General features: G+C 60.5%; 11 protein-coding genes. 6 read left to right on the top strand and 5 right to left on the bottom strand.

The features are described from left to right. The first annotated feature begins 333 nt into the window (after positions 1 to 333). The gene (locus AB6803_RS11215) at positions 334 to 744 is read left to right on the top strand and encodes a hypothetical protein (protein WP_371108933.1); all 411 of its coding nucleotides are present in this window, start codon (positions 334 to 336) and stop codon (positions 742 to 744) included. A 34-nt stretch (positions 745 to 778) separates the two neighbouring features. Here AB6803_RS11215 and AB6803_RS11210 read toward each other — a convergent pair whose 3' ends face one another. The 3 genes from AB6803_RS11210 to AB6803_RS11200 all read right to left on the bottom strand — a co-directional run bounded on the left by AB6803_RS11210 (position 779) and on the right by AB6803_RS11200 (position 3,279). Beyond that, positions 779 to 1,522 carry a TerC family protein gene (locus AB6803_RS11210; protein WP_371108932.1) on the bottom strand — a complete coding sequence of 248 codons (744 nt, stop codon included), beginning with the start codon at positions 1,520 to 1,522 and terminating at the stop codon, positions 779 to 781. A gap of 133 nt (positions 1,523 to 1,655) precedes the next feature. After that, complete coding sequence (locus AB6803_RS11205; protein ID WP_371108931.1) at positions 1,656 to 2,495, bottom strand: GyrI-like domain-containing protein; 840 nt, start codon at positions 2,493 to 2,495, stop codon at positions 1,656 to 1,658. Positions 2,496 to 2,598: 103 nt separating this feature from the next. Continuing rightward, entirely contained in the window at positions 2,599 to 3,279 is a 681-nt protein-coding gene (locus AB6803_RS11200) for a TetR/AcrR family transcriptional regulator (RefSeq protein ID WP_371108930.1), read from the bottom strand. A gap of 164 nt (positions 3,280 to 3,443) precedes the next feature. Here AB6803_RS11200 and AB6803_RS11195 point away from each other — a divergent pair, with 164 nt between their 5' ends. From AB6803_RS11195 to xylA, 5 genes are all read left to right on the top strand, one after another. Next, positions 3,444 to 4,664, top strand: coding sequence for an HlyD family secretion protein (locus tag AB6803_RS11195; RefSeq protein WP_371108929.1), 1,221 nt, complete (start codon positions 3,444 to 3,446; stop codon positions 4,662 to 4,664). Positions 4,665 to 4,682: 18 nt separating this feature from the next. After that, the gene (locus AB6803_RS11190; protein WP_371108928.1) at positions 4,683 to 6,290 is read left to right on the top strand and encodes a DHA2 family efflux MFS transporter permease subunit; all 1,608 of its coding nucleotides are present in this window, start codon (positions 4,683 to 4,685) and stop codon (positions 6,288 to 6,290) included. Positions 6,291 to 6,437: 147 nt separating this feature from the next. Further along, on the top strand, positions 6,438 to 7,463 hold the full coding sequence (locus AB6803_RS11185) for a LacI family DNA-binding transcriptional regulator (RefSeq protein ID WP_371108927.1): 1,026 nt from the start codon (positions 6,438 to 6,440) through the stop codon (positions 7,461 to 7,463). A 27-nt stretch (positions 7,464 to 7,490) separates the two neighbouring features. Further along, a complete protein-coding gene (xylB, locus tag AB6803_RS11180) occupies positions 7,491 to 8,948 on the top strand; it encodes a xylulokinase (protein ID WP_371108926.1) in 1,458 nt (485 codons plus the stop codon). A gap of 166 nt (positions 8,949 to 9,114) precedes the next feature. Then, positions 9,115 to 10,425, top strand: coding sequence for a xylose isomerase (gene xylA / locus AB6803_RS11175; protein ID WP_371108925.1), 1,311 nt, complete (start codon positions 9,115 to 9,117; stop codon positions 10,423 to 10,425). Between the two features lie 42 nt (positions 10,426 to 10,467). Here xylA and AB6803_RS11170 read toward each other — a convergent pair whose 3' ends face one another. Then, positions 10,468 to 10,824 (bottom strand): VOC family protein, encoded by a 357-nt coding sequence (locus AB6803_RS11170; RefSeq protein WP_368513420.1) that lies wholly within the window; start codon positions 10,822 to 10,824, stop codon positions 10,468 to 10,470. Between the two features lie 12 nt (positions 10,825 to 10,836). Next, complete coding sequence (locus AB6803_RS11165; protein ID WP_371108924.1) at positions 10,837 to 11,862, bottom strand: LacI family DNA-binding transcriptional regulator; 1,026 nt, start codon at positions 11,860 to 11,862, stop codon at positions 10,837 to 10,839. Positions 11,863 to 12,020 lie beyond the last annotated feature (158 nt).

Below are 12,020 nucleotides of genomic sequence, written 5' to 3'. Positions count from 1 at the left end.
AAAAGCCAGGCCGCTGCGTGGGATAAGCGCTGCCCGGCTGGAAATGTTTATCTGGATCAGGAAACTGGCCGGAAAAGGGCGTCTTGCCGCTTCAATTCCGCGTTTTCCGTTTGGCTGGCCTTAGGCCATATTCATCGGATGACGTCAAGGGAAAGTGCGTCGTAACACGGCGCGGATGCAAGCGCGGTGCTATCCCGTGGCTTCGTCTATCACGATCTCTTCTCCTATTTCCATTCGGAAAAGCCTGAATAGAAAGACGGACATATTATTTTTCATTTGCAATTTTTGCGACAGTGGCAGAATGGGTCTTCAATTGATCAATGGGAGAAAGCAATGAAGAAATTCATTTTGAGCTTTTTATTCTTGGGAGCCATGCTCAGCCCAGCCGCCGCCCAATCGACGATCACGCGTGATGGTTCGGCCCGTCTTCTCGATAGCTACCGGGCCTATATCGGTCACGACGATCTGTATAATTCCAAGGGAGAGCGCCTGGAGCTGCCCTGGCAGATTATCCGGCAGGATCGCGCGAACTATCACGCCTACCGCCGCCGCGATCGGGGCGATCAGGGCGACAGCTTCTTCTCGGACCCCGCCAACCGCCAGCGTCTGGAAGTAATGCTCGCAAGCGGCACCATCACCGACGATGCCGCGAACGACATCGTTCGCGGCAACATATGGATCAAGGTGGACATTTACGGTCGGGGTGACATCGGCGAATGGGTCGACGTCCACGTCCAGGAGTGAGTGCCGCACCCATATACGGGTGCGGACCTTTTTCTCAATGCCCGCCAGCCGCCTTTTTCCGTCTGTTGCGTACTATCATGTTCAGCACTTCGACGGCGGCCGAGAAGGCCATGGCGGTGTAGACGTAGCCCTTGGGAACGTGGAAGCCCATGCCTTCGGCAATCAGCGTCGTGCCGATCATCAACAGGAAGGCCAGCGCCAACATGACGATGGTCGGGTTCTTCTCGATGAAATTGGCAAGCGGGTTGGCGGCGACCAGCATGACGGTGACGGCGGCGATGACGGCAACGAACATGATCGGCAGATGCGGCGTCATGCCGACGGCGGTGATAATGCTGTCGACCGAGAAGACGAGGTCGAGCAGCAGGATCTGGCCGATGGCCGCGGCAAAGCCGGTCGTTGTCGATTTGGCGATGAAGTCCTCGCCGTGTTCGGCGGGGTCGACATTGTGATGGATTTCCTTCGTGGCCTTCCAGACCAGGAATAGACCGCCACCGATCAGGATCATGTCCTTCCACGAATAGCCGTGACCGAAGAGCTCAAAGACCGGCGCCGTCAGCTGCACGATCCAGGCGACGGTGCCGAGCAGGGCAAGACGCATGATGAGCGCGAGGCCGATACCGATCTTGCGGGCCTTCTCACGATGTTCGGGCGGAAGCTTGTTGGTCAGGATCGAGATGAAGATGAGGTTGTCGATACCGAGCACCACCTCCATGACGACAAGCGTGATCAGCGCAACCCATGCGCTCGGATCCTGGATCAAGCCAACAATGTCCATTAACGATTTCCTTTGGTCAGCGTTTGCCGAACGCTGACCCCCAGCTCCGGCTCCTCAATAATCGTCGGTAATGTAAGGAGCGAATTCACAGGTGCAAGCGGCGGCGCCATTTTCGTAGGCGCCGCAGCTGCTTCTATGCCTTCAGGGGAATCCAGATCTCCGTCACGCCCATGCCGGTCTGAGGGTCGAAACGATCATCGTAGCGCTCCATCATATCCGGCAGGCTGGCGTGCTGGTGACCGGATTGCGGCAGCCACTCGCCGAAGATCTGATGAACGGTGGCGGAGATGCCGGAGATGTGGCCGCGATGCGTGAAGACCGCATAGCGCTGCTGCGGCAGTTTCAGGGTCGTAAAGCCCTCCGGCAGGTCGTCGGCCGCGCTGATCTCGGCGGCGGACATATAGCGGAAGCTTTCGGTCTCGCCTTCGGCCTGGGTGCAGACGCCATAGGCGACATTGCCGACCTGGCCGGGGATGTGGCCAAAATGCTGGTTGAACCGCTGCCAGAGCGAGGGAATCCCTTGGGTGGCCTCATGGGCATAGGTTTCCGCAAGGCCGGCGAGCAGCATTGCGGGGCGGGTCTCGAAACGCGGCGCGTCGAGCTTGGGGAGGCGGGTGTCGTCCATTCTGATCGGCTCCAGTAAGGCAAGGTTTCTGGCATGCCCCTGTTTGCGCAGGCTGTCCGGCGTCATGCCGAAATGCTCGCGAAAGGCACGGGTGAAAGCCTCATGCGAGCCATAGCCCGCATCGAGGGCAACCTGGAGAATGGTCGATGAGCTGTCGATCAGCGCAAGCGCGGCCCCGCTAAGGCGCCGGCCCCGGATATAGCCGCTGATCGAATGGCCGGTGGTGAGCCCGAAGACGCGCGACAGATGGTAACGCGACAGACCGGCCGTAGCGGCAATCTCGTCGAGTGAGATATCCGACGCAAAATGGCTTTCGATGAACCATATCGCTCGTCCGACCGCGCTCATGTTTAGCTCCCTGGTTGCGCGCCTATTGTTAGGCGCTGACCAATTGAAGGATTTGATCGCGGTTGCGGGATTGGAGCTGATATCCGCCAGCTATCGGAAGCGGTCAGGCTTGATCTTTCCGATTGCTACCATAGGCAGCCAGGAAGACGCGTAAGGCGCCGCGCACGACATAGTCGATCTCCTCTTTCGAAGGAGGCACTTCCATGTCGCCGAAGAGCCTTAGCTTGAAATAGCCACCGCTGGCCATTTCGAGAAAATGACGCGCAGCCATATCGAAATCCTCGATGTTGAGGCGGTCGACTGCGACCTGACGTTCCAGGAAGCCTCGCAAGATAGTGCGCAGATTTTCCGGACCGGTGAAAAAGCGTTGACAGAGAGAGGGCATGCGCTCGCGCACACCGATGAGGGTGCGCATGGCGCTGATGGTCTTTTCGGAAGTGACGTGAGTCACGAACACCATGCCGAATTCATAAAGAGAGGAAGCGACATCTGCCTCGTCGGCAAGTGTGGTGCGCACCAATTCTACAAAATGCGCCCTCTCACTATCCATCATGGCTGAGAACAGGTCTTCCTTATTGGCAAAGTAGACATACAGCGTGCCCTTGGAGACGCCCGCTTCTCGCGTAACGTCGTTCATGCTCGCGGCATCGAACCCCATCTTCATGAAAACGCGCTTGGCGCCTTCCAGAATCTGCTGGCGCTTGACCGGATCCTCACCAGCGGCCCATCGTCCACCAGATGCGGGTGCGTTCAAGACGGCGACATTTTGCGGTTCGTGCTTCATGGTCTCCTTCACTCGGTCACTTTTCGGGAACCTTAATCAGATTCGCCAAATAAATCGAACTCAGCGGTTCGATACCACTTGATATGGAGTGGAAAACGATCTATGTCAACTGAACCGAACCGTTCAGTTCGATTATTTTACCCAGATTCTCCGGTGGTAGGGCAATGTCGTCTAGTCATGGTAACAACGTAGCACGCATCGTGAACGATGCCGCTGATACCGAAATGGAAGCAACGGAAGCCGGCGTATCCGCCGAAGCTCCCGCCGCGGAAACGCGCGGCAACCCAGCCCCCGCCCAGGCTGCGCCTGCATCTCCGGCCGAGGTGGCCCCACCGCCCGCCGAGAAGAAGCGGCGCAGCCTGGTTTTGCCGATCGTCGTCGTTCTGGCGCTCGTCGGCGGCGGCTGGTACGGCTATGACTGGTGGACGACGGGCCGCTTCATGGTTTCCACCGATGACGCCTATATCGAAGGCGACATCGCGACCATCCAGCCGAAGGTCACCGGCTATGTCGCCAAGGTGAATGTCGTCGCCAACCAGCAGGTCAAGACGGGAGACGTGCTCGCAACGCTCGACGACGGCGATTACAAGCTGGCGCTGGAACAGGCGCAGGCCTCGCTCGTCACCGAGCAGCTGTCGCTGCACACGATCGATGCGCAGATTGCCGCCGGTCAGGCGACCCTTGCCCAGTCGCAGGCCCAGAAGGTCGCGCTTGAAGCAACGGTGCGCGGTGCGCAAATCACCCAGACCCGCGCCGCCGAACTTCAGGCGAAGTCGGTCGGCACCACGGCTTCGCTCGATAGCGCCAATATCGCGCTTGATCAGGCCAAGGCCAATCTCGTCGGCGGTGACGCCGCCATCGCATCGGCCCAGGCCAATATCAACCTTCTGCAGGCGCAGCGCACCCAGGCCGAGAGCACCATCAAGGGTCTCGAAGCCGCCCGCGACAAGGCTGCCCGCGATCTCTCGTTTACCGTGCTGAAGGCGCCCTATGACGGCGTCGTCGGTAACCGCTCCGTCCAGGAAGGCGATCTCGTCTCTCCCGGCCAGAAGCTGATGGCGATCGTTCCGACCCGCCAGCTCTACATCGACGCCAACTTCAAGGAAACGCAGATCCAGCATCTGGTTCCCGGTTCGAAGGTCAATGTCCAGGTCGATGCCTATAGCGATCATCCGATCGTCGGCACGGTCGAGTCGATTTCGCCGGCCTCCGGCTCGGTCTTCTCGCTGCTGCCGCCGGAAAACGCGACGGGCAATTTCACCAAGATCATCCAGCGCGTGCCGGTTCGCATTGCCTTGCCGCAGGATGCACTCGATAGCGGCCGCCTGCGCGCCGGCCTGAGTGTCGTCGTAGACGTCGACACCCGCACGGCGCCGGACAAGTAAGCTCGGGAGAGACAGATCATGTCGTCGGCCAGCACTACCGCAGGCTCCCCTCCGCGGGCGCCGGCACCCGCCGTTTCTCCGGCGGACGAACGCATAGACCCAAAGAAGCTCATAGCCTTCCTTGCGATGGTGCTCGGCATGTTCATGTCGATCCTCGACATTCAGATCGTCTCGGCGTCGCTCAGCGAAATCCAGGCCGGCCTCAGCGCCGGCTCGGATGAGATCGGCTGGGTGCAGACGGCCTATCTGATCGCCGAAGTCATCATGATCCCGTTGTCGGGAACGCTGGCGCGCATCATCTCGACGCGGTATCTCTTCGCGATCTCGGCTGCCGGTTTCACCGCAGCCAGCGCGCTCGCGGCCACCGCTACCAACATCGACCAGATGATCATCTACCGCGCGATCCAGGGCTTCATCGGCGGTGGCATGATCCCGTCGGTGTTCGCGGCGGCCTTCACCATCTTCCCGCCCTCGAAGCGTAACGTCGTTTCGCCGATCATCGGCCTGATTGCGACGCTTGCGCCGACCATCGGTCCGACCGTCGGCGGCTATCTGTCCAATGCCTTCTCCTGGCACTGGCTGTTCCTGGTCAACATCCCGCCAGGCATCGTCGTTGCCATCGTCACCTGGAATTTCATCGACTTCGACAAGCCTGAGCTGTCGCTGATGAAGAAATTCGACTGGTGGGGCTTGATTTCGATGGGCGTCTTCCTCGGGGCGCTGGAATATGTGCTGGAAGAGGGTAACACCAACGACTGGTTCAACGATAATTTCATCGTGGCGGGCGCCATCGCCTCCGCCATTGGTGCGATCATCTTCTTCTATCGTGCCTTCACCGTGGATTTTCCGGTGGTGGACCTCAAGGCCTTCGCCAACAAGAACTTCTCCTTCGGCTCGGTGTTCTCCTTCGTGATGGGCATCGGTCTTTATGGCCTGACCTACATCTACCCGCTCTATCTCGCCCGCATCCGCGGTTACGATTCGCTACAGATCGGCGAGACGATGTTCGTGTCGGGCCTGACGATGTTCTTCACGGCACCGCTCGCCGGCTTCCTGTCGAGCAAACTCGATCTGCGCATCTTGATGATCATAGGCTTTACGAGCTTTTCAGCCGGCACTTACGTCATGATGCATCTGACGACGGATTGGGATTTCTACGAGCTGTTGATCCCGCAGATCCTGCGCGGCTTCGGGCTGATGCTCTGCATGGTGCCGATCAACAACATCGCGCTCGGAACCATGCCGCCCGCGCGCATGCGCGGCGCATCCGGCCTGTTCAACCTGACGCGTAACCTCGGCGGCGCCGTTGGCCTTGCCATCATCAATACGCTGCTGACGAACCGGCAGGATCTGCACTACTTCAACCTGCGCGACAATATCAACTGGGGCAACCAGGCCGCCGTGGCTCAGCTGAACAACATGGCCACCAGCTTCACCGCCTCAGGCCTGGATGGTTCTCAGGCTGCGCTGAGGCAGATGGTCAACATGACGACGCAGCAGGCGATGATCATGTCCTTCAGCGATATCTTCCTGATGCTGACGGTATTGTTTCTGGCGATGATCCTCGGCGTGCTGATGCTGAGCAAGCCGAAGACGGCGGGCGGCGGTGGCGGCGGAGGCCATTGATTTCGTCCTATCCTCTTGCAATGAATGGGCTCCTCACATCGAGGAGCCCTTTTTCGTTGTGGCGATTGACAGGAAAATATCAGCGCAAAAAAATTTCTGATTTACGTACATCAGAAATGGCGGTAAGCATCTCGTCAGGAGGAGCTGATGAGACCCACTGTTTACGATATCGCCGCTGCTGCGGGCGTCAGCCTTGCGACCGTGGATCGGGTGCTGAACCAGCGCCCGGGCGTGCGTATCGTGACGCGAGAGAAGGTGGAAGCGGCCATCCGCGACATCGGCTATGTGCGCGACGTGGCAGCGGCCAATCTTGCCAAGGGTCGCGTCTATCCGCTGGTTTTCATCCTGCCGACCGGCGACAATTCCTTCATGCACGGGCTTTACGCCGAGGTGCGCCAGGCGATGACACGCTCGTCTCTCGAGCGCACCGAGATCCGCATCGTCGAAGTGCCCGCATTCGATCCGCCGGCGCTGGTGGCGGCGCTCGATGCGCTGCATGGACAGGATGTCGCCGGCGTGGCGCTGGTGGCGACCGATGCACCGGAGGTTCGCGCCGCCGTCAACCGATTGGTGGATGCGCGCATTCCCGTCGTCACCCTCGTCTCCGATCTCACCGGTTCCGCGCGGCATCACTATGCCGGCGTCGACAATATTGCCGCCGGCCGGACGGCAGCCCGGTTGCTTGGTCGGTTCCTTGGTGGCCGCAAGGGCGATATCACGGTTCTCGCCGGCTCCATGCTTGTGCGCGACCATCGCGAGCGCCTTGAGGGATTTGCCGCCCTGATGGCGGCGGAATTTCCGCAATTGCGGTTGTTGCCGGTGCTTGAAGGGCGCGACGATCCGGAGATCACCAGTGGGCTGGTCTCTGAGGCGCTTGCCGGCAGCAACGACATCATTGGTATCTACAGTCTCGGCGCCGGCAATCGCGGCCTGATCAGGGCGCTGAAGGCGACCGGGCAGGGGCGTGGGCTGACGGTGGTGGCGCATGAACTCACCGAACATACGCGCGCGGCGCTGCAGGACGGCACGATCGATGCCGTGCTCAACCAGGATGCCGGCCATGAAGTGCGCAGTGCCGTCCGCGTCCTGAAGGCGACGGCGGATGGCCAGGGCTTCATTGCCGGCCAGGAGCGCATACGCCTCGACATTTTCGTGAAGGACAATCTGCCGTGAACGGCGGACTCTAGGGAGTATTGTCTAATGTATTTGGGTCTCGATCTTGGAACGTCCGGCGTCAAGGCGATGCTGATCGACGGTGACCAGAAGATCATCGGCTCGGCCAATGGCGGGCTCGACGTATCGCGTCCGCATCCGGGCTGGTCGGAGCAGGAGCCGTCGCACTGGATCCGCGCCACCGAAGAAGCGGTCGCCGGTCTGAGGGCATCGCATCCAAAGGAGCTGGCCGCCGTGCGCGGTATCGGGCTTTCCGGCCAGATGCATGGCGCGACGCTGCTCGACGCCGACGACAAAGTGCTGCGTCCCTGCATTCTCTGGAACGATACGCGCAGCTATCATGAAGCGGCGGCCCTCGACGCCGATCCGCGTTTTCGGGCACTGACCGGCAATATTGTCTTCCCCGGCTTCACCGCACCGAAGCTCGCCTGGGTCGCTAAGCATGAGCCGGATGTCTTTGCCAAGGTGCGTTGGGTGCTGCTGCCGAAGGATTATCTGCGCCTGTGGCTGACCGGCGAGCACATTTCGGAAATGTCGGATTCCGCCGGCACCTCCTGGCTTGATACGGGCAAGCGTAAATGGTCGACCGAGTTGCTGGCCGCGACCGGTCTCGATGAAAAGCAGATGCCGACACTGGTCGAGGGCACGGAAGCCGCCGGCAAGCTACGTGGCGAACTGGCCTCGAAATGGGGTATTGCCGGCGATGTCGTCGTGGCTGGCGGGGCAGGGGACAATGCGGCTTCCGCCTGCGGCATGGGCACGGTCAGCCATGGCGCCGCCTTCGTCTCGCTCGGCACCTCGGGCGTGCTCTTTGCCGCCAACGGTTCCTACCTGCCGAAGCCGGAAAGCGCCGTGCATGCCTTCTGCCATGCGCTGCCGAACACTTGGCACCAGATGGGCGTCATCCTGTCGGCGACCGATGCGCTGAACTGGCATTCGACCGTTACCGGCAAATCCGCCGCCGACCTCACCGGAGAGCTGGGCGAGACGCTGAAAGCACCTTCGAGCGTCACCTTCCTTCCCTATCTCTCGGGCGAGCGCACGCCACACAATGATGCAACGATCCGCGGCGCCTTCATCGGTCTCGGTCATGAGAGCGGCCGCGCCGTGCTGACGCAGGCAGTGCTCGAAGGCGTCAGTTTCGCCATCCGCGACAATCTCGAAGCACTGCGCTCGGCCGGCACCGACATTGCCCGCGTCACGGCGATCGGCGGCGGCTCGCGCTCGCGCTATTGGCTGGCCTCGATCGCTACCGCACTTGGCGTTCCAGTCGACCTGCCGGCCGACGGCGATTTCGGAGCCGCCTTCGGTGCTGCCCGTCTCGGCCTGATCGCAGCGACAGGTGCCGATCCGGTCGCCGTGTGTTCGGCCCCGGAAACGGCCGGCACGATCGAGCCCGTTACGGCGCTGACCGGCGCCTATGAGGATGCCTACAAGCGCTACCGCGCGCTCTATCCGGCGATTAAGCCGTTGAGCGCGGTGTAATACTCCCTCACCCTGCCCTCTCCCCGAGGGGAGAGGGGGATACTGAGCTTGCAGCCGTCGCACATACCTTCTCCCTTCGGGGAGAAGGTGGCCCGAAGGGTCGGATGAGGGGGCGTCACAAGCGACGAAGCAATATGAGAATATTCAAAAACCAAGGAGACAGGACATGAGCACCGGCTTTTTCGGCGATATCGCCAAGGTCAAGTATGAGGCCCCCGACAGCACCAATCCGCTGGCCTTCCGCCACTACAACAAGGATGAAGTGGTTCTCGGCAAGCGCATGGAAGACCATCTGCGCTTTGCCGTTGCCTATTGGCACACCTTCACCTGGCCGGGCGGCGACCCCTTCGGCGGCCAGACGTTCCTGCGTCCGTGGTTCAACGAGACGATGGAAGCTGCCAAGCTGAAGGCTGACGTTGCCTTCGAATTCTTCACTTTGCTTGGTTCGCCCTATTACTGCTTCCACGATGCCGACGTGCGTCCGGAAGGCAAGAATTTCGCCGAGAACACCAAAAACCTGAACGAGATCGTCGATTACTTCGCCCAGAAGCAGGCCGATACCGGCGTCAAGCTTTTGTGGGGCACGGCAAACCTCTTCTCCAACCGCCGCTTCATGTCGGGCGCGGCTACCAATCCGGATCCGGATGTCTTCGCTTTCTCGGCCGCGACCGTGAAGACCTGCATGGATGCGACGCACAAGCTCGGCGGCGAAAACTACGTTCTCTGGGGCGGCCGCGAAGGCTATGAAACCCTGCTCAACACCGACCTGAAGCGCGAGCTGGACCAGATGGGCCGCTTCCTCAACCTCGTGGTTGAATACAAGCACAAGATCGGCTTCAAGGGCGCGATCCTGATCGAGCCGAAGCCGCAGGAGCCGACCAAGCACCAGTACGATTATGACGTCGCGACCGTCTATGGCTTCCTGAAGAAGAACGGTCTCGAAAACGAAGTGAAGCTCAACATCGAGCAGGGCCACGCGATTCTCGCCGGCCATTCCTTCGAGCATGAACTGGCGCTTGCCAACGCGCTCGGCATCTTCGGCTCGATCGACATGAACCGCAACGACTACCAGTCCGGCTGGGATACCGACCAGTTCCCGAACAATGTTCCGGAAATGTCGCTGGCCTACTATCAGGTCCTGGCGGGCGGCGGCTTCACGAGCGGCGGCACCAACTTCGATTCCAAGCTGCGCCGCCAGTCGCTCGATCCGGCAGACCTGCTGATCGGCCATATCGGTGGTATGGATTGCTGCGCTCGTGGCCTGAAGGCTGCCGCCAAGATGATCGAGGACAAAGCCCTGTCGCAGCCGCTTGCCGACCGTTACGCCGGCTGGGATTCGGCTGAAGGCCAGAAGCTGCTTCGTGGCGAGTACTCGCTCGACCAGATCGCACAGTGGGTCGAGACCAAGGACATCAACCCGCAGCCGAAGTCCGGCAAGCAGGAACTGCTGGAAAATATCGTCAACCGCTACGTTTGATGATGGATGACATCCGGGAGGCGGTGCTCATCGCCTCCCGAGCTACCGCCTGAATGCGCGGCTGGAAATCGCTATGGGGTTTCCAGAGGGGTCCTTGGCATTGGCGAACACATAGCCGTCAGCCTGATGCAAAGGTCCGAATTCAAGTCCTTCGGCAGCGCATTTGGCGCGGAAGGCTTCGACATCTTCCACGTCGAAGCCCAGTTTCACCAGCACCTGGCCCATCTTCTGGGCCTTTCCAGCGAGATGGATCATCAGATTGGCGCCGCCATCCTGCGCCAGCAGTTCGATAATCCGATCGCCTTCGAGCCTGAGTGGCTTGAAGCCAAAATGCTTCTCGTAAAAACCGATCGTCGCTTCCACATCGCGGACATAAAGGGTGATTCTACCGAGCGGCATCGCTATGCATCCCTATCGCCGGCTGCGTGACGGTGCCGAGACCGAGTTGCGCACCACCAGATCGGGCAGCAGCAGGATTTCCGCCTTGGGAGGCTCGCCGTCCGACAGGAGTTCGAGCAGGAGCGCCATGGCCTGCTTGCCGATGGCGGTGCGCGGTTGCCGGATCGTCGTCAGCGACGGCGACATGAACACGGCCTGCGGCACGTCGTCGAAGCCGGTTACCGAGAAATCCTTAGGGATATCATAGCCGCGCGCCTTCAGCCCGATCATCACGCCGATTGCGGTCTGATCGTTGACGCACATGAAGGCTGTCGGCAGCGTATCGCGCATGAAAAGCTGCTCGACGGCCAGTCGTCCGCTCTCGATGGTGCCGTCGCCTTCGAAGACGATGCGGAGTTCGGCGCCGATTTCGGCGGCATCCATCCCCGCCTCGTAGCCCATGCGCCGCCGGCTATAGGCGAGGCGGGTGCGGGAATCGCCGATGAAAGCAATCTTGCGGTGGCCTTCGGCGATGAGCAAGTCGACCGCCTTGCGGGCTCCGGCGATATCGTCCACGCCGACATAGGGAATGCCGCCGTTGAAGACCGGCTCGAAGACGCCGACGCTCGGCGGCAGCCGCGCCGTCATCGTCTGATGTCCGAAGGGCAGGATGCCGGTGAACAGGATCAATCCCGCCGCCTGGTTGGAATTCAGGAATTTCAGATATTCCAGTCCGCGCTGGGCATCGTTCTGCGTGTGGCCGATCAGGATGCCGTAGCCGTGCGACCTTGCCTCGTTTTCCAGTCCGATGAGGATATTGGAGAAATTGGGATCGCCGATATCAGGTGCCACGACCAGAATCATATTGGAACGGCCGAGCCGCAGGCTGCGCGCCATGGCGTTGGTCGTATAGCCGGTGATCGCAATCGCTTGATTGACCTTCAGCCGCGTCGAATTTGCGACCTTCTCCGGCATATGGATGGCCCGGGAGACTGTGGCGATCGAAACATTGGCAATTCGGGCGACGTCTTCGATGGTTGCGGGCGTGGAATTCGACACTGCGCTCTGCCTTGGGTCTCGTCTCGGACCGGACACTACACAGACTTCCGTGGAGGTCAAAGGCGACCCATGAAGATTTGTGCAATATCGAATGATGTAAACCTTTACACTCCATATGTAAAGGTTTACATAGCATGGAAAGTGGGTGGAGCCACAGG

It is taken from the genome of Rhizobium sp. RCC_161_2 (genome assembly GCF_041355235.1).
In the GTDB taxonomy this organism is placed as follows: domain Bacteria; phylum Pseudomonadota; class Alphaproteobacteria; order Rhizobiales; family Rhizobiaceae; genus Rhizobium.
This window is presented reverse-complemented; position numbering and strand designations above follow the sequence as displayed.

What these genes read in the sequence shown, in the direction of transcription:
- AB6803_RS11215 (WP_371108933.1), top strand. Translation starts at nt 334, where the DNA reads ATGAAGAAATTCATTTTGAGCTTTTTATTCTTGGGAGCCATGCTCAGC.
- AB6803_RS11210 (WP_371108932.1), bottom strand. Translation starts at nt 1,522, where the DNA reads ATGGACATTGTTGGCTTGATCCAGGATCCGAGCGCATGGGTTGCGCTG.
- AB6803_RS11205 (WP_371108931.1), bottom strand. Translation starts at nt 2,495, where the DNA reads ATGAGCGCGGTCGGACGAGCGATATGGTTCATCGAAAGCCATTTTGCG.
- AB6803_RS11200 (WP_371108930.1), bottom strand. Translation starts at nt 3,279, where the DNA reads ATGAAGCACGAACCGCAAAATGTCGCCGTCTTGAACGCACCCGCATCT.
- AB6803_RS11195 (WP_371108929.1), top strand. Translation starts at nt 3,444, where the DNA reads ATGTCGTCTAGTCATGGTAACAACGTAGCACGCATCGTGAACGATGCC.
- AB6803_RS11190 (WP_371108928.1), top strand. Translation starts at nt 4,683, where the DNA reads ATGTCGTCGGCCAGCACTACCGCAGGCTCCCCTCCGCGGGCGCCGGCA.
- AB6803_RS11185 (WP_371108927.1), top strand. Translation starts at nt 6,438, where the DNA reads ATGAGACCCACTGTTTACGATATCGCCGCTGCTGCGGGCGTCAGCCTT.
- xylB (WP_371108926.1), top strand. Translation starts at nt 7,491, where the DNA reads ATGTATTTGGGTCTCGATCTTGGAACGTCCGGCGTCAAGGCGATGCTG.
- xylA (WP_371108925.1), top strand. Translation starts at nt 9,115, where the DNA reads ATGAGCACCGGCTTTTTCGGCGATATCGCCAAGGTCAAGTATGAGGCC.
- AB6803_RS11170 (WP_368513420.1), bottom strand. Translation starts at nt 10,824, where the DNA reads ATGCCGCTCGGTAGAATCACCCTTTATGTCCGCGATGTGGAAGCGACG.